Origin of the sequence: Polynucleobacter sp. AP-RePozz3-80-G7 (assembly GCF_018882145.1) — a bacterium.
Taxonomy (GTDB): Bacteria; Pseudomonadota; Gammaproteobacteria; order Burkholderiales; family Burkholderiaceae; genus Polynucleobacter.
Map to the genome: position 1 here is coordinate 332,929 of NZ_JACVPC010000002.1, position 20,595 is coordinate 353,523.

Below are 20,595 nucleotides of genomic sequence, written 5' to 3' on the forward strand. Positions count from 1 at the left end.
AGTGGATTTCATAAAGTTACTGACCTAAAGGTTTTGGTAAATTGCCGGCGTATTTATAAAGTTGGGCCTCGTACTCCTGGAAAATCTGAGCCAGTGCTTCTTGCAGGCCCAATACCAGTGCTTCAGGGGTATTGTCTTTGAGGGCTACGCGCTTGGTATAGCGGTTTGCACCAATCAAGGGATTTACTTTGCCGGCGCTAGTAGCGCTCAAGAAAAACTCAACACTCACTACCGCCTCTGGCTGCTTACGATAATCCCCATAGAATTCCTCTACAGTTGCTTGTAAATAATAGTAAGGAAAGAAGCTGTTACTTTGACCTACCGTTGAGGAGAAAATATTGGCCTTGTTCATCCATTGGCGTTCAGCATTCCCAATCATTTCAGCGGGAATGGTTGCGTAGACGTTATAAAAATCCTTTTCATAACGTTGATCACCAGTACGGTAGACTAAAGATCTGCCATCATAGGGTGGCGTAACTGATACAGAACCCATCTTCAACCAAACATCTGTGCGAGCTTGACGCGGTGCCGCAGTTCTATCTGGGGATACCATCCAGGTAGTGGGCCCAACTGGGGGTCTAGTGGGCAAGGAGCAAGAGACTAATCCCATGATGGCAAAGCTCAATAAGACACGCTTGATCATTTCTGGGCTCCAGACTGACCTACACTGCTATTAGGTGTAATTTTCTTTGGTGGTTCACTCCAAATGAGGCTTGATGGTGATTGGCTTGCAATACGGCTAAATTCGTTTAAGTTTTCGCTTGCCTGCTTAATATTTTCTATCGTCAACACAGTATCGCCTTGAACACTAGTAATAGTCTGACGCAAGGAAGTAGTAGCCGCCACCAACTCACGCATCAGAACCCCGATCTCTTCTTTATCGGTTGCTTTATTAATGCGAGCCATGATGACGTTCAACTGCTTAACAGACTCAATGACGCCTTCATTACCTTTGCCGTCGCCTGCCATCAGCACATTGAGATTGCCTAGCAAGGCATCCAATTTTTTCTGGGTGCCATCGATATTCATATCGTTGAGAGCGCCAATCAGCCTTTGAATACCCGAAATAATTTCATCCGCTTGATTCGGTAGAGATGGAATAACTGAGTATGCAGGCTTCCAAGAATAAGGAAGTGGCGGAGTAAGAGAGGCATTTGCGACAAAATCAAACTCGATATAGTTCACCCCAGTAATACCCATTGACTTTACGCGAGCACGTAGATTATTTTTTACAAACTCACTAATTTGATCTTCATTTACTTTGTCACCAAAAATTTGCATTCTGACAACAACATACTGGCGACGATCATGAAAAGGCAAATCTTTTTCGTAGATATCACCGGATAGGCCGATCGATGTGACCTGACCAATCTTGACTCCGCGAAACCGCACAGCCGCCCCAGCGTCTAAGCCAGTTACAGACTGCTTGATATAGGTTTCGACCATAAATGATTTTTGGAAGAATTTACCTCCGCCAAAAATGAGGATCACAGCAATCAGTACACCAATTGCGGCGAGCACAAAGGCGCCTAAGCGAAAATAATTGGGATTTGAGTTATTACTCATGCTGCGTCCTTGCTCATAATACGATTGAAGAATTGATGCACCCGTGGATCTTTACTGGTATCGCGCAATACTTTTGGATCTCCCTCAGCTATGATTCCCTTAGCACCTTTATCCAACATGATTACTTTGTCAGCAATGGCATAGATGCTAGCAAGCTCATGGGATACGATGACAAAGGTGATGCCTAGGTTTTTCGATAAATCCTGGATCGTGCTATCGAGATCGGCCGACGTAATAGGATCCAAGCCAGCAGATGGCTCATCTAAGAATAATATTTTGGGGTCCAGTGCCATGGCGCGAGCGATCGCCGCCCTCTTTTGCATGCCTCCACTAATTTCACTGGGCATATAAGACTCATAAGGCAACAGACCGACTAAATCCAACTTGCAGCGCGCCAGTAAATCCATTTGCGCTTGTGTTAGCTGGGTATATTCCTGCATAAACAAAGTCACGTTATCGAGCAGGTTCATGGAACCAAACAATGCGCCTTGTTGATACATCACACCAAAGCTTGTCATGATCTTCTGGCGCTCAGCTCCAGCAGCAGTGGTAATGTTTTGCCCTTCAATCAGAACATCGCCAGACAAAGGCTGATAAAGACCAAACAAGTTTTTTAACAAACTGGATTTGCCACAACCTGAACCACCCAAAATTACAAAAATTTCTCCATAATTCACCGTGAAATTCAGATTTTGCATCAGGACGTTAGAGCCATAACCTACAGTGAGGTTTTGAACATCAATTGCGCATTGTGATTTATTTGGCGTGTCCATCAGAAACCTGTCTTATAGGAAATGAAGGCAAAAATACCATCAACTAGCACAATCAAAACAATACTACTGACGACTGCTCTAGTAGCTGAAATACCAACTGCAGCCGCACCATTTCCCGTTTGCATGCCACGCAGGCAACCAACCGCTGAAACAACCACGCCAAAAAGCGTCGCTTTAATTAAACCTGAGCCAATATCTTCAATGTCTACAGCCGATAGCATGCCGTTGTAGAAGTTAATAAAAGGAATCCCATAGATCAACATCGTCAACATTGAGGAAAAAATACTGACGATGTCAGCAAACAAAGTCAAAATAGGCGCAACCAAAATACCGGCCAGAACACGTGGCACAACTAAAAAACGAATTGGACTTAAGCCGCCAGATACCAGCGCATCTACCTCGCTATTGACAGTCATCGTGCCAATCTCGGCAGCAAAGGCTGCTGAGGAACGCCCTGCTAACAAAATGGCGGTAATTAATGGGCCCATTTCTCGCACAATACCCAAGGCCGCCAGCGGACCAACAAAGGATACTGCGCCAAACTGCTGCATGCCAATAGCAGCCTGGAAAGAAAGAATGACGCCAATCAAAAACGCCACCAACCCAACGATGGGCAATGCTGCAATACCCGCCTGCACTGCAGCATTTACAAAATCACCCCAGCGCACTTGCTTGGGGTAACGAATAGACCAAGCTAAATCAGCCGCAAGATGTCCAGTAAATGAAATTAATCCAACAGCATCATCAATTAAATTTTGGGTTGCCATTCCAGTGCTGACCACAAAACTTCTTTTGGGCTTTACAACTGGAACTGGAAATAAATTGCCGATCGGATTGAATTCAGTTAGCAAAGGTTCATAGCGAGGATCTAAACCAACGACATTAAACTTTGCACCCGCTGTTGTTTGCGCCTCTTCAATCCCAATCAGAAATGCAATACCAGCCCCATCTAAAAAAGTGACTTTGCTTGCATCGAAAGTTAGGGACTTGCTTTTGCCATCACCCTGCTTGAGCCACACATCTTGAGAATCGCGGATTTGAGTCCAAACACCGCCCAAGGAATAGACGTTTACATTGCCACTCATTAGCACTTTGGCGTTATTGGCATCCACCTGAGACCAAATGGCCACTGAGGCATCAGAAACGGCAGAAATGGTGTCAGAAGTGCTCATAAGCAGACTATAAGGTATCTCTGTGAAAGATCTGAGAAAAGCCTAAAAAGAGAAAGGGCCCAGTCTTTCAACTAGGCCCTCATAAAGGTTGGTGCGGCTGGCAGGAATTGAACCCACGACCCCTTGGTTCGTAGCCAAGTACTCTATCCAGCTGAGCTACAGCCGCAACAGCCATAATTATGCCATGGAAGAGAAGAACTACATCACCCCCGCTGGTCACGAACGCATTAAGACCGAGCTCCTTCAGCTCTTAAACCTTGATAGACCGGAGGTTGTCAGGGTTGTGCACTGGGCCGCGAGCAACGGTGACCGGTCTGAAAATGGGGACTATATCTACGGGAAAAAGCGTCTTAGGGAGATTGATAGGCGGATCCGCTTCCTGAATAAACGCCTAGAATTTGCCGTGGTGGTTGATAATTCAGCTCGAAAATCAGGAGAAAATGACGCTGAGCAGGTGTTCTTTGGGGCTACTGTGACCTACGCAACCCTGGAGGGAGCTGACGCCAATAAGAAGACCTTAATCACAATTGTGGGCGTTGATGAGGTTGACCTGGATAAAGGGCATGTCAGCTGGGTCTCACCTATAGCAAAGGCCTTAATCAAGTCTCGGATCGGAGACTGTGTTTTTATACAAACACCCACCGGTCCCGCTGAAATTGAAATCTTAGACGTTCAATACTTATAGGGTTCAAACAGCGCGAGTACGGGTTACGCGCATGACATCTGGATTGGCGCGCAAACTGCGCATCACCTTAGAAAGATGCAATCGGTCATAAACCTGGATCGTAAAGCGGATGGTGACCGAATCTTCTTTGAAGCGATCTTCCATGGATACATTCATGATGTTGGAGTCTGCAGAAGTAACACTGCTCGCCACCCTAGCCAAAACACCCTTACCTTGGCGCGTATCGATTGCTAGGTCCAATTCAAACTCACGATTCAGATCTTTGCCCCATTCAACCTCGACCCACTTATCACTATCCTTTGAGAGCATGCGCAATGCCACTGTACAGTCGTTGGTATGAACTTGTAATCCCTCACCCTTACCTAGATAACCAATGATGTTATCGCCTGGAATGGGATGGCAGCAAGTTTGGAAATGAATCGAATTACCCTCACGCCCATCGACTAGGATGGCTTGACGTTGATGATGGTGACTTGTCTCTTGATTAGGCGCAACCCAATCAGCAACACCCAAGCGCATTTGCTCTGCGCCACCCTCATCATCAATCAAAATCTTGAGACGAATTGCCAGCTCTTGTGGAGAGCGCCTACCTAAAGCAATATTGACGCACGCTTCTTCGCGGGTTTTGTCGCCCGTCCAATGCGTTAGCTTTTCCCAAATTTCTGGGCTTAATAAGGCAGCGTCAACGCCCTGCTGACGTAAAGCATTTGCTAAAAGACGCTCGCCTAGTTGAAGTGATTCAGAATAATGTTTTGTTTTAAGGGAATGCCGTATGGAGGCGCGCGCTTTGCCGGTGCGCACAAACGCAAGCCAACCAGGATTAGGTTGTGAGCTTGCTGAAGTAATAACTTCAACAATGTCACTATTCTTAAGCTCGCTACGCAAAGGTAATTGCAGGCCGTTGATTTTGACGGCTACGCAGGTATTACCCAGATCACTATGGATAGAGTATGCAAAATCTAGAGCAGTTGCACCCCTAGGTAAGGCCCTAATCTGCCCAGTTGGCGTAAATACATAAACTGCATCTGGGAACAAGTCGATTTTGACGTGTTCTAAAAATTCTTGAGAGTCGCCACTGCTATCCTGAATATCAATCAAGGATTGCAGCCATTGGTGGGCTCTGTTTTGCACCTCGCTCATATCAGGGGAGCCGTCTTTATAGGCCCAATGCGCAGCTACTCCAGCCTCAGCTACCGCATGCATTTCGGTTGTGCGAATCTGAAACTCTACTGGAACTCCAGATGGTCCCAATAAAGTGGTATGTAAAGACTGATAGCCATTTAATTTAGGAATGGCAATGTAATCCTTAAACTTCCCTGGCATGGGCTTGTATAGAGAATGCAAGATACCGAGTGCGCGATAGCATTCATCAATGGAATGTACGGTAACCCGGAATGCATATACATCCAACACCTGCGAAAAGCTTAAATGCTTTGAGCGCATCTTTGTATAGATGCTAAAGAGCGTCTTCTCACGACCGCGCAGATCAACCTCTAAATTGGCCTTAGCAAAGGCCATGCGTGATGCCTGCAAAATCTTCTCAACCATTTCCTTACGGTTGCCACGCGCCCGCTTTACAGCGCCCTCAATAACTCGGAAACGCATGGGCATGGAGTAGCGGAAACTGAGATCTTGTAGATCACGATAAATGATGTTCAATCCTAGACGATGAGCGATTGGTGCGTAGATTTCGATTGTTTCAGCAGCTACACGACGGCGCTTCTCCATGGGTACAGCATCCAGGGTGCGCATATTGTGGGTACGGTCAGCAAGCTTGACCAAGATGACACGCACATCACGCGCCATGGCCATGAACATCTTGCGAAAGCTCTCTGCTTGAGCCTCAGCATGGCTTTGAAATTCTAATTTATCGAGTTTAGTTAAGCCCTCAACCAACTCTGCCACCTTATTGCCAAACTTTTCAACCAAATCTGCTTTAGTGCAGCCGGTATCTTCAATCACATCGTGCATCAATGCGGCCATGATGGATGGCGCATCCAAGCGCCACGTTGCGCATAGTTCGGCTACAGCAACTGGATGGGTAATATAAGGTTCGCCGCTATGACGGTATTGACCTAGATGAGCAGCATCAGAAAACTGAAATGCCTTTTTAACCTGTGCAATTTCTTCGGGTTTCAAATAGGAAAGCTTAGATAGCAATCCCTCAATAGAAACTACTTGGTGTTTGAGCGGAAGTATCGGCGCAGATGTCGGACCGAACAAATGACGACTCGATTGCGCCAACAAACTCGCAATGATGGATTTTTTACCACTTTGAATTGGTGTGTCGGAAATCGTATCCAACAACTGTGCTTGAGCTGAATCTCGTGAAGAGTCAAGCGAAGCATCCTTAGACGAGATGCTTCCTACTTTTTCCGATGTATTGGCTAGTCCTAAAGGGAGCTCCACACCGGAACTCCTTAATTACAGAGGTACTTTGGTCAACATGTCACGGTCAGTCACACCAGCAGCCACTTCACGCAATGCAACTACGGTAGCTTTATCTCTGGACTCAACACGTGGGGAGTGACCTTGTACTAATTGGCGAGCACGATATGTCGCAGCTAAAACCAGTTCAAAACGGTTTGGAATAGTTTTAAGGCAATCTTCTACAGTAATACGTGCCATGCTGGACTCACTTAATTTAGCTTCAATACCTATAGGATAACTGATTAGACCCCGAGACGCTTCAAAAGTGCTGGATTTCTGGCCATACTGGGGCCAGAGCGCAGCCGGCTGGAAGCTAATATGTGCTTTAAATCGACCAAAGCCTGGTCAAAAGAATCGTTCACCACGATGTAATCTGCCTCATGAGCATGCAGAAGCTCTACATGGGCAGCCGCCAAGCGGCGTTGAATCGTTGCTTCATCGTCCTGACCACGCTTACGTAGACGCTCTTCTAAAGCCTCTATGGATGGCGGGAAGATAAAGATCCACTGCACAGAGGGTATTAACTTCCGAATTTGTTGGGCACCCTGCCAATCAATCTCCAGCATGACATCACTGCCAGACTGCATTTGAGATTCAATCCAAGGTTTTGAGGTGCCATAAAAATGACCATGGACTTCTGCCCACTCTAAAAAATGTCCCTGATCACGTTCTTGCAAAAAATCTTCTTTTGCCAGAAACCGGTAATCCTTGCCATCCACTTCACCAGGTCGTGGTGTGCGTGTGGTGGTTGATAAAGATAACTTCAGTCCAGCTTCGTCATTAAGCAAGGCATTTACCAAAGAGGATTTTCCTGCGCCTGAGGGCGCAACAATCATCAACATGCTGCCTTGGTAGGATGGTGTCGGAGTGGAGTTAGTCATAAATCAATAGTAAGGATTACTCGAGGTTTTGAACTTGCTCACGCATTTGCTCAATCATAAGCTTGAGTTCTAAGGCTGCTTGTGTGCACTCCCCTGATACAGACTTTGAGCTTAAGGTATTGGCTTCGCGATTTAACTCTTGCATCAAAAAATCTAAACGCTTACCAACAGGGCCTTTGCCTGCAAGCGCGGTATCTACTGCCTGAAGATGGGTCTTTAAGCGTGCGAACTCTTCAGCCACATCGATGCGCACTGCATAGAGCACAACTTCTTGACGAATGCGCTCCATCAGTTCAGCGCCTGCCTTGGCTTTTTCTTGAGCAGCTAGCGCTTCAGCGAGACGCTCTGTGAGTTTTTCTTGGTACTGAGCAACATACTCTGGAACTTTAGGTTCAATCACTTTCACGATGTCACGCATCTTGCCAGTGATATTGATAAGTACACCAACCAAGGCCTTACCTTCCGCGTGACGACTTTCCATCAGCGCTGCGAGAGCAGCTCGTCCAGCCTCGACTGCAGCAGTAATCCAACTATCTTCCTCGCCCCGCGGCTCAGAGACAACGCCTGGCCAGCGCAGCACTTCAGCAATGCTCAACTCTTGGGCTTTAGGAAATGCATCTTGGGCTTTTTCTTGCAGGGTATACAAAGCGTCTAAGCGGTCTTTATTAATGGCCCCAAGTGCATGAGGATTGCTTTTGGCGGCACCTGCTGCTGCGCTATTGACCCGCCATGCCGCCCTAAATTCGACTTTTCCGCGCGATAGGCTTTGGGTAGCCAGTTCTCGCAAGGCAGGCTCTGCCCCACGACACTCGTCCGGAAGACGAAATCCTAGATCCAGAAAGCGGCTGTTAACAGCCCTACATTCCACCTGCAGATCAGCAACTACACCAGCTCCTAGGGAGACTTGGCGAGAAGCGCTGCCATAACCAGTCATGCTCGATATCATATGGACATTGTAGATTCATTATTGAACTAAACCCGAAATAGACTAAAACCCACAGGACCCCATTTCCATGAGTACAACAAGCCCAGCCAATAATGCCCGCCCTAGCGGCCGTAAGCCCACCGATTTGCGCCCAGTTACCATTTCTAGAGCCTTCACCAAACATGCTGAAGGATCAGTATTGATCGCCTTTGGGGATACCAAGGTACTGTGTACTGCCAGCATTCTCGAAAAGGTGCCACCGCATAAGAAGGGTTCTGGCGAAGGCTGGGTTACTGCTGAATACGGCATGCTCCCCCGCTCTACCCACACTCGCAGCGATCGTGAGGCTGCCCGAGGCAAACAATCAGGCCGCACCCAAGAAATCCAACGTCTCATTGGTCGCGCCATGCGTAGCGTCTTTGATTTAAAAATATTAGGTGAAAGAACAATTCATCTTGACTGCGATGTACTGCAAGCTGATGGTGGAACGCGTACTGCATCAATTACGGGCGCTTATGTTGCAGCTCGAGATGCGGTAAACCAACTTCTTAAAAGTGGCGCCCTGAGTAAGGATCCAATAATCGATAGCGTTGCTGCAATTTCTGTTGGTATTTATCAAGGCGTTCCTGTGCTGGACTTGGATTACCCAGAAGACTCTTCTTGCGATACCGATATGAATGTGGTCATGACTGGCAAAGGTGGAATGATTGAAGTTCAAGGCACAGCAGAAGGCGCCGCTTTTTCTAGAGGGGAACTCAATGCACTCCTGGATCTGGCCGAGCATGGTATTCAAGAACTCACCCAAATGCAAAGTGATGCATTGAAATAAAGATCAACATGCAAAAGCTCGTTCTCGCATCTAACAATGCCGGCAAGGTAAAAGAGTTTCAGGAGCTGTTAACTCCATTGAACTTTCAAGTGATTCCTCAATGTGACTTAGGCATTCCTTCAGCAGAAGAGCCTCACTTCACCTTTGTTGAAAATGCCCTTGCTAAGGCAAGGCATGCAAGCGCTGCATCAGGCTTACCGGCATTAGCTGATGACTCCGGAATTTGTGCTCATGCTCTAAATGGCCAGCCTGGCGTTTTATCGGCTCGCTTTGCGGGTGAGCAAGGTGATGATGCTGCGAACAATCGAAAACTCATTCAAGATTTAAAAGATCAGGCAGATCGAGGCGCGCATTATGTGTGCGCATTGGTTTTCGTAAATAGCGCAAATGATCCTGAACCCATCATTGTTCAAGCACGTTGGTATGGGCAAATTATTGATCATGCATCTGGTAACAATGGTTTTGGGTATGACCCCCACTTCTTTTTGCCCGAGCAACAATGTACTGCTGCTGAGCTAGAGCCAGAAAAAAAGAATTCAATCAGTCATCGCGGTCAAGCACTACGTGAACTGATTGCACAACTCAAAAGCCGTGCTTAATTCAAGCCCCACCAAAGTAACGCTGACTGCATTGCCTCCTTTGGCTTTGTATATTCACTTTCCTTGGTGCGAAAAGAAATGTCCCTATTGCGATTTCAATTCACATCAAATTAAAGAGGGTATTAGTAAGGCTGGGTTTGACGAACAGCGTTATATCAATGCACTAATTGCTGACCTAGAAACCGAACTTCCTAATATTTGGGGGCGTCAAGTCCACAGCATCTTTATTGGTGGCGGAACGCCAAGCCTGCTATCTGCCGAAGGCATGGATCAACTGCTTTGTGCCGTTCGCGCTCGAGTGAACCTTGAGCCCGATGCTGAAATTACGATGGAGGCAAATCCAGGATCCATTGAGGCAGATAAATTTGCAGGATTTGCAAAGGCAGGCATTAATCGAGTATCGATCGGAGTTCAGAGCTTTCAGGATGAACAGCTCAAAGCCCTGGGACGTATACACAATGGCGAGGAAGCCAAGCGTGCAATAGCAATTGCCCTGAAACACTTCAAAGCGGTGAATCTGGACTTGATGTACGGACTCCCAATGCAGACTTTAGAGTTGGCTAAAGCGGATATTGAGATGGCCCTTTCTTTTAAAACTCCTCATCTCTCTTTTTACAATCTCACGCTGGAACCAAATACCTACTTTGCAAACTTTCCTCCGCAATTACCTAGCGATGATGAAGTGGATGCCATCTTTGAGCAGAATTTAGATTTACTCACCAAGGCAGGCTATAACCGTTATGAAGTCTCTGCCTATGCTCAGAAAAACCAAGAGTGCAAACATAATCTGAACTACTGGCGCTTTGGTGATTACATTGGCATTGGCGCAGGTGCTCATGGAAAGATTTCTTTTCCAGACAAGATTACTCGCCAAGTAAGGGAGCGTCATCCAGAAAGTTATATGCAAGCAATGGAAACTAAAGGCAATGCATTAATTGAATCTAGGGTTCTTGAAGCTAAGGATCTGCCTTTCGAATTCATGCTCAATACTCTAAGGCTGACCGATGGCGTTGCCACCAATACTTTCAGCGAGAGAACTGGGCTACCCTTAAACGTGATAAGCAAAGCCTTGGCAGAGGCTAGCAATAAGCAGCTGCTAGATGAGAATCCTAGTCAGCTGAAAGCCACTCCACTAGGAATGCGCTACCTCAACAATCTTCAAGAGATGTTTTTGGATTGACTTGCCTTGAGTGCTAGTTACCAGTCCAAATCGGTGGCTCGCCCTTTAAAAAAGCAGCGACTCCGTTTTTGAAATCATGACTGCCATAGGTTTCACTGATGAGATCATTGCAATCGGGCAGATTATTTTTTATTAATCTTGCTAATACTAGCTTGCTTGATTTTTGGGTGATGGGAGCCAATTTACTCAATCGTTCTGCAAGAACATCGGCCTCATGCCCTAACTGATCTTGTTCGTATGTTGCCAATAGAAATCCCTGCTTTAGTAACTCTGGAGCTGAAATCATTTCCGCGAGAAGCAGCATACGTTTAACAATGTTGATTCCCAAGTGGGCAACTAACCAAGCGACATTTGCAGCAGACAAACAGTTGCCAAGCGTTTTCGCAATTGGAACGCCAAACTTAGCTTCGGGAGTTGAGATTCGGAAGTCACAGCAACTGGCTATTGCTAATCCGCCACCAACAGCCATGCCATCGACGATAGCAATTGTTGGAATAGGCAAGGTGGCAAGCGGGCCTAGGTAATCATCAATCCCCTCTTCATAGCGAATGCCGTCTTGCCCCTCTTTAAAACTAGCAAATTGCGCTATATCGCTGCCGGATATAAAAGACTTGCCACCAGCGCCGCGCAGGATGACTACTCGCATCTCTGGATTCTTGACAATATCTTCACAGATCGACTTCAGGCTTTGATACATCCCTGCTGTCATTGCATTGCGAGCTGCTACATGATCAAAAGTAATGTAGGCAATGTTACCCTGCGTCTCTAAAACGACTTGAGCAACATTGCCCCCTTTTTCGGAATCACTCATAGAGAGTTTATTCAGCTTTAATATTCAGACTCTTTACTAAACGCTGGTATTTAGCCAGTTCGCCAGCCAAGAACAAACTAAATGCAGCAGGCGTTGCAGGACCTTCAGGTTGCAAGCCCTGTGAATCAAGTGTCTTTTTAATTTGTGGATCGGCCATGGCGGCTTTAACAGCCTGGTCAATCTTGTTCACTACTGCTGGATCCATACCCTTTGGACCCATGATGGAGTACCAGTTAGTGACATCAAATCCTGTAATACCCACTTCGTTAAACGTAGGTACGTTTGGAAGAATAGACAATCGCTTTGGGGTGGAGATAGCCAAAGCCTTCAAGCTGCCATCTTTAATTTGTTGCAAGTTCGGCGGCAAGGTATCAAAGTTCATCGTAATTTGACCACCCAGCAAATCAATGATGGCCTGACCGCTACCCTTATAAGGAACGTGATTGAGCTGGATACCAGCAATCTTGGCAAACAAAGCGCCTGCTAAGTGTTGAGTACTGCCAATACCAGACGAACCATAAGTCATCTGACCTGGATTTGCTTTAGCAAGAGAAATCAATTGTGAGACTGAGTTCACAGGCAATGAAGCCTTCACTACTAAAACGTTCGGTACATATCCCAAATAAGTAATGGGTGTGAAATCCGTTGCGGGATTGTATTGAACGTTAGTCAGCACAAATGGTGCAATCGCATTGGAATTGGAGTGCCCTACCAGCAAGGTGTAGCCATCCGGATTCGCCTTGGAAACTTGATCGGCTGCAATAGTGCCAGCTGCACCTGATTTATTTTCAACAATCACGCTTTGACCGAGAATCTCACCCATTTTTGGAGCCAGGGCTCGAGCAACAATATCGGTACCGCCACCTGGTGCAAAACCCACGATCAATCGGATTGGTTTTGTTGGGTAAGACTGCTGTCCTAAAGCAAAGAACGAACTCGTAGCCAGCGTAATGGCGAGCAAACTACGAACAGCCCGCTGAGGCGATTTAAGCAACATAAAGTCTCCAAAATTGTTTTTATTGTGTTTGATACTATTAGAGGCTCATTCTAAACATATAAGAAGCCACGAGACAATGACGAAAACACCTATAAATGCCGCTTTAAATAGCGCGCGTGATGGATCAAGGCCGCTACCTCTCTCAGGAGTACGTGTGCTTGACGTCAGCCAAGTCATGGCCGGCCCTTACTGCTGCATGCTCTTGGCAGACCTTGGTGCTGATGTCATCAAAATCGAGCCTCCCGGTACCGGTGATCAGACACGTGGCGCAATGGGTTTCAAAATGAAGGGTTCAGACAGCATGGGCTTTCTGAACATGAACCGCAATAAACGCAGTCTCACCTTAAATCTCAAAACTGAGGCCGGCAAGAAGGTGTTTTTTGAGTTGGTCAAAACTGCAGATATTTTGGTAGAGAACTATCGCCCTGGTGTTATGAAAAAACTAGGGATTGATTACGCCTCTTTAAAAGACATCAATCCTGGTTTGGTCTATGCCAGTATTTCTGGGTTTGGCCAAACTGGTCCGTGGGCAGATCGCCCTGGTTTTGATCTCATGGCTCAGGCAATGTCTGGCGTCATGAGCGTCACAGGCTATCCAGATGGCCCTCCTGTTAAAGCTGGTGTTCCGGTAGCTGATATTGGCTGCGCCCTTTTTGCGGTATATGGAATATTGTCGGCATACATCGGCAAAACCAAAAGTGGTGAAGGTCAATTTATAGATGCCTCACTCTTTGATTCGGCCTTGGCATTCTCCATTTGGGATACCGCTCAATACTGGGGTACCGGAGTTGAGCCCTACAAACTTGGCACAGCTAATCATATGAGCGCCCCCTACCAGGCTATGAAAGCTGCTGATGGTTACTTTGTCATGGGCGCTACGAATCAAAAACTCTGGAAGTTACTTTGCGACAAGATTGAACGCCCTGAATTATTTGAAGATGCCCGTTTTAAAACCAATCCACTGCGCTTAGCCAATCGCTTAGAGCTGGCTTCTGAGCTTGAGAAAACATTTGCCACTAAAAGTGCGGATGAATGGGTTGACACTTTGTTGACCGCAGGCATCCCTGCAGGCCCCATCAATACCTATCCTGAGGCATTTGATAGTGAGCATGGCCGTCATCGTAAGATGCGGATGGAGGTTGATCATCCCATAGAAGGCAAAGTGCCCAATATTGGTTTCGCCGTCAAAATGAATGGCACGCCACAACAGGTGTATCGCCACCCTCCTTTATTGGGTGAACATACCAGCGAGCTTCTTGCTGAGCTTGGTATCGCGGGTGATGAACTGAAGTCTCTTGATGCAGGTGGCGCATTTGCACCTTAGTTTGCGCCTTGATGAATCAAAAGAGTACTAAAAAGAATTAGCAAAAAAGACTCCGAAGAGTCTTTTGCAACTACTGGAAGGCCTACATACTAGTTACTCGCCACCAGTAATAGCCATCTCCTGGGCTGAGAATGGATCTTTAGCGGGAGTCGCTGGTTTTGGAGCAGCCTTACCCTTGGTACCTGGCATCAATTCAAAATCAGGAACGAAGACTGTCAAGGTGCTTCTGAGTTGATCAAATGATTTTCGATCACCATCGAACTTCACCTTACCTTCAGCCAGCAGATTTTCAAACGTCGTTTGTCCACCCATCACCCGCTCAAGATCACTACGATTGAGGGTGATGGTTAGATTTGGATTCTTGGCTTGCTGACCTTTAATGTTGGTCAAAGCAGAATTACTCATCTCAATCACAAATTTTTCACCATTGTCTGGTGTAGAGAGATTAATTACAAAGTTCATGTCCGCCGCTTTCTTGCTGTCCATGCTGATAGCCAAAGCGTTGAGCCAGAGTTCGGTTGTCATCCCTTTAATCATGTCTGGGCCATTAGACTTTGGCGAAGCTCCTGATGGCATGCCGTGACGAAGTTCGTAGGCCGCACCCAAGAAGCTATTGCGCATACTGGGGCTTTCCTTTTGGTAGCCAATCTGCTCAAAAATATCAGCCAGTAAATCTTTGGCGCCCGTATTGTTTGGTTGTGCATAGACTAATTTATTGACGATTTCCATCGCTTCACGGTATTTGCCCTGTTTATAAAGCTCTTTACCCTTGGCCATGATCTTGGCTGAGCCACCCATCATCTCCACATACAGTGGTGCTGAATCTTTTGGAGATAGTGGCGCTAGTGTTGCTGGATTAGCATCCCAGTACCCAAGATAGCGATTGATTACAGCGCGACTATTGTGCTCTTCAGAGCCGTGATAACTATGGGCTGCCCACTGCCTCTTTAGACTCTCAGGCTGCCTGTATACATTCTGGATTTCATTAATAGTGACGCCATTATTTGCTAAATGGAGCACTTCGTTATGCAGGTGAGCATAACTATCTCGTTGGGTACGCATCACCTCTTGTATACGTTCATTACCCCAGCGTGGCCAGGTATGCGATGCAAACATGACCTCACTCTCGGTGCCATAACGATATAAAGCATTGTTAATGTTCTTGGACCATGCCAGTGAGTCGCGAACTAAGGCACCGCGTAAGGTGTATATGTTATGAATGGTACCGGTGATATTTTCTGCTGCCCAGAATGCTTTAAATTGCGGGAAATAGGTGTTCATCTCCGCAGGAGCTTCAGTGCCTGGTGTGTTTTGGAATTCCATTTCTACGCCATCCACCGTCATTTTTTCATAAGGTTGATTGATATAGACGTTAGGCTCGATCAACCCTAAATTACCAGCGGCAGTATTTTTACCAATGGATTGGTCGACGTGACCAAATGGGCTGCGAGGCAATAACACGCCATACTGGAAATACATTCTGCGGGTCATAGCATTACCTGCGTAGACGTTTTCAGCAATGGCATGATCCATAAAACCAGCTGGTGCAATGATTTTTACCTTGCCGCTCTTCACATCCGCTTCATCAACTACACCACGCACACCACCAAAGTGGTCTGCATGTGAGTGCGAATATACGACTGCTACAACAGGCCGTTTTCCTAACTTCTCATTGACAAGCTCTAGGGCTGCGCGTGCAGTTTCTTTAGCGGTTAGCGGATCAAAAACTATCCAACCAGTATCTGTTTTGATGAAACTGATATTGGCTAAGTCAAAGCCACGAACCTGATAAATTTTTCCTGGTACAACTTCATATAAGCCGTAACCCATATTGAGAATGGCTTGACGTTGTAACGAAGGATGCACGCTATCAAAGTCTTTGCCTTGCAGAAGGAATTCATAGCTACCCATGTCCCATGCCAGATTGCCGGCATCAGCCATGATGGTTTTATAAGCAGGCGCTGCTATGAAACCTTTTTTGGATTCCTCAAAATCACGCTGATCTTCGAAAGGCAGCGTCTTACGTAATCCATTTTGCAGTTCAACGGTATAGCTTGATGGCGCCTTACCTTTTGAATCGAAATGCTTCCCCTGCATAGCGCCTGGATCCGCCACTACACCACCACCCCCTGCCGCCATTGCCAACCCAGAGGTCATTAATATTGCCGCTACCGAAAACTGTGTGAGTTTGATTTTCATAAGAGCCTAAAGTAAGAGTGTTTTATTACTTCAATGATATGTTTGAGCTAATCAATGGCAATTAGCTCTACAGCTAATGTCAGTCTACTCAGGAAATGAGATTGCGTAGGCCGCAATAACAGGTAAACCAACAAAAAACGTTGTTCCTTTGCCAGGGAATGACTCAAACCAGATAGATCCCCCGTGCCTCATTACAATATGCTTACATAGCCAAAGGCCAATTCCCATACCGGAACCCTTAGTAGTTGAAAGCAGCTCAAACATGTGGGCCTGAACATTTTCATCAATACCTGAACCTGTGTCTGAGATCGAAATTTGAACACCAGCGCCGCTGTGCTGACCTCGAATAGTGATTAATTTATTTGAATTCTCTGTCAAGTTCAATGCATCAATTGCGTTGATCACTAAATTCAATAGCACTTGTTGAAGTTCTCCCTTATTAGCGGTGATAAACAAGTTTTCCTCTAACTTAAGAACCATCTGAATATTCTGCTTAACAATTTCTGGGCGAGCAATGGTAAGCACTAAATCAATTAATTCAGCAAGGTTAACTTTGGTAGATGCCATCTTTTCATCGGCGAATACCGATCTAAGGGAGCGAATAATACTTGCTGCACGCTGATTGTCTGCCAACAAAGAATCCAAAACTTCTCCCTGTAAGTTAGGATTCAATTCTCCTTCCGATAGCTTCTTTTGTAAAAACTGAATATTCAGACCGGAGGCACCTAATGGCTGATTGAGCTCATGTGCAATAGAGGCCGACAAAGCACCAGTACTAGCGGTTTTATTAGCCTTTAGCAGTGAAGCAATTAAGATTTCTCGCTCCTGTAATAGCGCTTTAGTAGATTGACTCTCATTGGTTGCGTTGATATTGGCAATGGTGATTTGTTCGGCCCAATAACCCCCAATTGCAATGTAGGATAGGGTATTCATCACCAGCTGAGCAATGGTAAACAGAATCAGAAGATGAGGAATTTGATCAACTTGACGGATCGTGAAGGCCGAGGCGACCATAATGAGGAATCGCCCTAAAGCAAAAAACATTTCAGCAAAATTGGCATATTGCATATAAACCAATTGCTTGGATGGAGAAGATTTTCTCTTCTTGCCTAGCTCATATATTTGCCAGCAATAAAAAATACTAGCAAGCCCCGCCATTACCGCAGTGCGACTTTCAAAAGATCCATATAGACGCATGGAATCAAATACGGCAATAAAAATGAGGACTGAAACTGAGGCAGCTATCTTTACTCGTTTAGAAACCTCATGATTGAGTGACTGACAAAATAATGCTTGCAGCATCGTTGCTATATAGAAGAAGGTATTTGCTACAGTGAAATTAAATTCTGGATTAGCAATATTTTGGATGGTAATAATTCCCGTCCCAAAAATAAACAACCCCACCACATTCACTAGCAGGGAGGACATCCAATACAAACTGGGTCTTAGGAGGTTCTGAGAGCGGTAATAGTGATAGATTCCAAAAAATAGGCCCATCTGAATAACGGCCAGAATAAAGAAGTAAATAGAAATGAGCAGCTTCATAATTGCCATGGTACATCTACTGAATTGATTCGCTAAAATGCGTGTCATGCAGCTTTTTAGTAGATCCCAGCTTCTTTTCTTTGTCACCCTATTAGTCGCTGGGATTGGCTTTGCTCATGCCCAATCGGCTTTTTATAACGCCGCTAACAACTACCTCAAAAAGCGCGCTGATGCTTTTATGACGATTACGGGTTATTCACTCACACCGGATGTGACAACAGGATCGTTGTCGATCCGTAACAATGGTGGCGATAATTCTGACTTGCAAATGATTTCTCTAGGAGGTGGTGATCGAATTAGCGCAAACTTTCCTCTGTATTTAGAGGGGACCTTAGCAGTTAATCGATATAACCCAACGTTTACTGATGGAATCGCTAATACATCCGTTACGGTACCAGTTCATTGGAACAGCATCACAGGTACCGGCGGTATTGGTTGGGATTTTCCGATCACCAATGAATTGCGCTTCCGCCCAATTGCCAATGTCATGCTGGGGCATTTAGAAAGCGACCTTTCGATTGCATCTAGAGTCATTCAAAATCAGAAAGGCGTTGACTTACAGTTCCTCAATGGCGGCCGTATGAACTCGTATGGTCTGGGCGGGTCGGTCATGCTGGACTATGAGAACTACCAACCCGATCAAGAAATTGATGTAGAGCTGCGTTACACCAATATTCCGGTGCAAACATTTGACACCTCTACTGCAGTTCAAGGTTCAGCTGATTCGCAAAGTCTGGCGCTTTGGGCTCGCAGTCGTATCCCAACCCCAATTACATTGTTAGATAGACCATTACGAGCGGTATTTGAAGTGGCGCATACCGAATTCCTAGGCGACTTACGAGGGGCTCTGGGATTTAACTCCCTATCTTCTGTAGGTACTGGCATTGAACTAGATCGTAGCGCATCTGATCCTATTTTTACTCGCATCAGAGTGGTGTTTCGCTACCAATTTGGTCAAAATGTGCACGGAACCTCCATTGGCTTGGCTGCCAGCTTCTAATATGGGTAATACAATAGTTACAAATGCTAACTTACTGGTATTTACTCATTTCCGCATCGCCACTTAATGGTGATGCTCTTTCAACATCCTTAAGGATCAAATTATTATGAAAAAAATTATCATTGCTATCGTCATTGCTGCAATCGCAGTTGGCGGCTACTTTTACCTCACAAAACCAAAAGCTCCGATTGCTGGCGTAGCTGCTCAAGAATCCGCGCTTATCTATGATGGCGAAGTGACTAAAATTGATGCTGCAACTCGCACAGTTACCCTCAAGAACAAAGATGGTGAAACCTCTATCGTTGCTGGTCCTGAAGTAAAGAACTTTGCAGAAATTAAAGTGGGCGACCATTTCGACGTTGTCTATGAACTTGCTGTAGCTATTGAGTTGGTTAAGGTAAAAAATCCAGGCACAACTAGCGAACAAGTTAGCACTAGCACTACAACTGCCCCACAAGGCGATAAGCCAGGCATGATTACTACTAAAACCATTACTGCAACCGCTAATGTTGAAGCGATTGATGCAGCTAAAAATATCGTTTCTTTAAAGGGCCCACAAGGAAATATTTTCAAGGTTAAGGTTCAGAATCCTGACTTGTTGAAAGATATCGCAGTAAATGATCAAGTAAAAGTGGTTTACACAGAAGCCATTGCTGCAGTAGTAAGCGCACCGGCAGCTAAGAAGTAATACAGTAACGCAGTAGCTTTATGAATGTTCCTTAAAAGCTCATTTCTATTAGCCAGAAAGAGGAAAGCCCAGCAAGTGTTTGCTGGGCTTTTTCTTATCTGGCTTAGCGCAAGCCGCGCACTAATTTGCCATTAAATTACTAAAAGTTGGCTATTGAACACCAGGCGTAACTTTTACAGATTTCATGAGAGACTGGATAGCATCTCTTCGCTCTTTTTGTAGCAAAGCCTGTGAAAGATTGACTTTTGCCTGATCAAAACTTGGCATCACAAACGGTTTTATGTCATTCGCCTTAACGACATACCATACGGAGCCAACCTGTACTGGCTTGGAGATAACATCACCCTTACCAAGCCCAACAACAAGATCATTCATAGGCGATGAAAGCTGTGAAGGTAAAATCCAGCCTACTGAGCCACCATTTTGAGCGGTTGCTTTATCTATCGACTTATCTTTGGCCAACTTATCAAATGAGGCACCTCTTTTGAGTTCAGAGGTAACTTGCTGGGCTTCAGCCTCGTTAGAAAGAACGATTTGCGAAATTTGATACTCCTTAGCGTTTCTCGGATCTTTTGAAACTGCCACCTGCTTTTCATACTCAGCTCGAACTTCTGCCTCAGTAATAGGATGCTCTGCAAGGTATTGGGCAAACCAAAGCCCCATGATGGCATCTTGCTCGGCGATCTTGAGTTTTAGCGCATTATTTCCCTTGGACAACAGACCTGTTTTTCTTACATCTTGAGCAATTGCCTCGCGGACCACTAAGTCATTCAAAAAGTTCTCACGCAGCTCTTTATTGTCTTGGGCGCCCTGGGCCATGGCCAGAGAAATAAATTGATCAAGTTGTCCCGAGGTTATTTTGACGCCATTAACCGTCACCAGAACGCTATTCGAGCTTTGGGCTACTGCCACGCTAGCCAAACAGGCCAACGATAGATATATGAAGTACTTAATGGATGGAGTTTTCATAATTTGTATCTCTAGTGAAAAG

20 protein-coding genes and 1 tRNA gene are annotated in these 20,595 nt (G+C 45.7%); 7 read left to right on the forward strand and 14 right to left on the reverse strand.

Going from position 1 to position 20,595, the window contains the following annotated elements:
• Positions 1 to 16: 16 nt before the first annotated feature.
• The 5 genes from ICE90_RS07065 to ICE90_RS07085 all read right to left on the reverse strand — a co-directional run bounded on the left by ICE90_RS07065 (position 17) and on the right by ICE90_RS07085 (position 3,677).
• Positions 17 to 643 carry a membrane integrity-associated transporter subunit PqiC gene (locus tag ICE90_RS07065; protein WP_216191698.1) on the reverse strand — a complete coding sequence of 209 codons (627 nt, stop codon included), beginning with the start codon at positions 641 to 643 and terminating at the stop codon, positions 17 to 19.
• Positions 640 to 1,566 carry an MlaD family protein gene (locus ICE90_RS07070; RefSeq protein WP_215319905.1) on the reverse strand — a complete coding sequence of 309 codons (927 nt, stop codon included), beginning with the start codon at positions 1,564 to 1,566 and terminating at the stop codon, positions 640 to 642. The genes ICE90_RS07065 and ICE90_RS07070 overlap by 4 nt, the downstream gene beginning before the upstream one ends.
• The gene (locus ICE90_RS07075; RefSeq protein WP_215356938.1) at positions 1,563 to 2,339 is read right to left on the reverse strand and encodes an ABC transporter ATP-binding protein; all 777 of its coding nucleotides are present in this window, start codon (positions 2,337 to 2,339) and stop codon (positions 1,563 to 1,565) included. Before ICE90_RS07075 ends, ICE90_RS07070 begins: the two co-directional genes overlap by 4 nt.
• On the reverse strand, positions 2,339 to 3,511 hold the full coding sequence (locus ICE90_RS07080; protein ID WP_215319909.1) for an ABC transporter permease: 1,173 nt from the start codon (positions 3,509 to 3,511) through the stop codon (positions 2,339 to 2,341). The genes ICE90_RS07075 and ICE90_RS07080 overlap by 1 nt, the downstream gene beginning before the upstream one ends.
• Before the next feature lie 89 nt (positions 3,512 to 3,600).
• Positions 3,601 to 3,677 (reverse strand) — tRNA-Arg (locus ICE90_RS07085).
• Between the two features lie 18 nt (positions 3,678 to 3,695).
• On the opposite strand from ICE90_RS07085, the gene greB reads away from it, so the two are divergent.
• Positions 3,696 to 4,196 (forward strand): transcription elongation factor GreB, encoded by a 501-nt coding sequence (gene greB / locus ICE90_RS07090; protein WP_216191700.1) that lies wholly within the window; start codon positions 3,696 to 3,698, stop codon positions 4,194 to 4,196.
• Between the two features lie 3 nt (positions 4,197 to 4,199).
• Here the strand turns inward: greB and ICE90_RS07095 are convergent, their stop codons facing one another.
• From ICE90_RS07095 to ICE90_RS07110, 4 genes are read right to left on the reverse strand one after another with little or no spacing between them, the layout of a single operon-like run.
• Positions 4,200 to 6,605 carry a bifunctional (p)ppGpp synthetase/guanosine-3',5'-bis(diphosphate) 3'-pyrophosphohydrolase gene (locus tag ICE90_RS07095; protein ID WP_215319913.1) on the reverse strand — a complete coding sequence of 802 codons (2,406 nt, stop codon included), beginning with the start codon at positions 6,603 to 6,605 and terminating at the stop codon, positions 4,200 to 4,202.
• A gap of 15 nt (positions 6,606 to 6,620) precedes the next feature.
• Positions 6,621 to 6,824, reverse strand: a complete 204-nt coding sequence (gene rpoZ / locus ICE90_RS07100; protein WP_011902918.1) for a DNA-directed RNA polymerase subunit omega — start codon at positions 6,822 to 6,824, stop codon at positions 6,621 to 6,623.
• A 44-nt stretch (positions 6,825 to 6,868) separates the two neighbouring features.
• Complete coding sequence (gene gmk, locus ICE90_RS07105; RefSeq protein ID WP_216191702.1) at positions 6,869 to 7,507, reverse strand: guanylate kinase; 639 nt, start codon at positions 7,505 to 7,507, stop codon at positions 6,869 to 6,871.
• A 16-nt stretch (positions 7,508 to 7,523) separates the two neighbouring features.
• Positions 7,524 to 8,453 carry a YicC/YloC family endoribonuclease gene (locus ICE90_RS07110; protein ID WP_216191704.1) on the reverse strand — a complete coding sequence of 310 codons (930 nt, stop codon included), beginning with the start codon at positions 8,451 to 8,453 and terminating at the stop codon, positions 7,524 to 7,526.
• Positions 8,454 to 8,520: 67 nt separating this feature from the next.
• Between ICE90_RS07110 and rph the strand changes: the two genes are divergently transcribed.
• Genes rph through hemW form a run of 3 tightly spaced genes read left to right on the forward strand, consistent with a single transcriptional unit; the run spans position 8,521 to position 11,040 of the window.
• Positions 8,521 to 9,261 (forward strand): ribonuclease PH, encoded by a 741-nt coding sequence (gene rph, locus ICE90_RS07115; RefSeq protein WP_216191705.1) that lies wholly within the window; start codon positions 8,521 to 8,523, stop codon positions 9,259 to 9,261.
• Positions 9,262 to 9,269: 8 nt separating this feature from the next.
• Positions 9,270 to 9,860, forward strand: a complete 591-nt coding sequence (gene rdgB, locus ICE90_RS07120) for an RdgB/HAM1 family non-canonical purine NTP pyrophosphatase (protein WP_216191708.1) — start codon at positions 9,270 to 9,272, stop codon at positions 9,858 to 9,860.
• On the forward strand, positions 9,853 to 11,040 hold the full coding sequence (gene hemW / locus ICE90_RS07125) for a radical SAM family heme chaperone HemW (protein ID WP_216191709.1): 1,188 nt from the start codon (positions 9,853 to 9,855) through the stop codon (positions 11,038 to 11,040). The genes rdgB and hemW overlap by 8 nt, the downstream gene beginning before the upstream one ends.
• Before the next feature lie 13 nt (positions 11,041 to 11,053).
• On the opposite strand, the gene ICE90_RS07130 is transcribed toward hemW, so the two are convergent.
• Positions 11,054 to 11,851 (reverse strand): enoyl-CoA hydratase/isomerase family protein, encoded by a 798-nt coding sequence (locus ICE90_RS07130; protein ID WP_216191710.1) that lies wholly within the window; start codon positions 11,849 to 11,851, stop codon positions 11,054 to 11,056.
• Between the two features lie 7 nt (positions 11,852 to 11,858).
• On the reverse strand, positions 11,859 to 12,848 hold the full coding sequence (locus ICE90_RS07135) for a tripartite tricarboxylate transporter substrate binding protein (RefSeq protein WP_216191711.1): 990 nt from the start codon (positions 12,846 to 12,848) through the stop codon (positions 11,859 to 11,861).
• A 76-nt stretch (positions 12,849 to 12,924) separates the two neighbouring features.
• Between ICE90_RS07135 and ICE90_RS07140 the strand changes: the two genes are divergently transcribed.
• Positions 12,925 to 14,172, forward strand: coding sequence for a CaiB/BaiF CoA-transferase family protein (locus ICE90_RS07140; protein WP_216191712.1), 1,248 nt, complete (start codon positions 12,925 to 12,927; stop codon positions 14,170 to 14,172).
• Between the two features lie 93 nt (positions 14,173 to 14,265).
• Here ICE90_RS07140 and ICE90_RS07145 read toward each other — a convergent pair whose 3' ends face one another.
• Positions 14,266 to 16,371 carry an alkyl/aryl-sulfatase gene (locus tag ICE90_RS07145; RefSeq protein ID WP_216191718.1) on the reverse strand — a complete coding sequence of 702 codons (2,106 nt, stop codon included), beginning with the start codon at positions 16,369 to 16,371 and terminating at the stop codon, positions 14,266 to 14,268.
• Positions 16,372 to 16,455: 84 nt separating this feature from the next.
• Complete coding sequence (locus ICE90_RS07150; protein ID WP_255533325.1) at positions 16,456 to 17,925, reverse strand: sensor histidine kinase; 1,470 nt, start codon at positions 17,923 to 17,925, stop codon at positions 16,456 to 16,458.
• Positions 17,926 to 17,962: 37 nt separating this feature from the next.
• On the opposite strand from ICE90_RS07150, the gene ICE90_RS07155 reads away from it, so the two are divergent.
• On the forward strand, positions 17,963 to 18,916 hold the full coding sequence (locus ICE90_RS07155; protein WP_216860706.1) for a hypothetical protein: 954 nt from the start codon (positions 17,963 to 17,965) through the stop codon (positions 18,914 to 18,916).
• A 106-nt stretch (positions 18,917 to 19,022) separates the two neighbouring features.
• The gene (locus tag ICE90_RS07160) at positions 19,023 to 19,604 is read left to right on the forward strand and encodes a hypothetical protein (protein WP_216191719.1); all 582 of its coding nucleotides are present in this window, start codon (positions 19,023 to 19,025) and stop codon (positions 19,602 to 19,604) included.
• 150 nt (positions 19,605 to 19,754) lie between these two features.
• Here the strand turns inward: ICE90_RS07160 and ICE90_RS07165 are convergent, their stop codons facing one another.
• The gene (locus ICE90_RS07165; protein WP_216191720.1) at positions 19,755 to 20,573 is read right to left on the reverse strand and encodes a peptidyl-prolyl cis-trans isomerase; all 819 of its coding nucleotides are present in this window, start codon (positions 20,571 to 20,573) and stop codon (positions 19,755 to 19,757) included.
• Positions 20,574 to 20,595 lie beyond the last annotated feature (22 nt).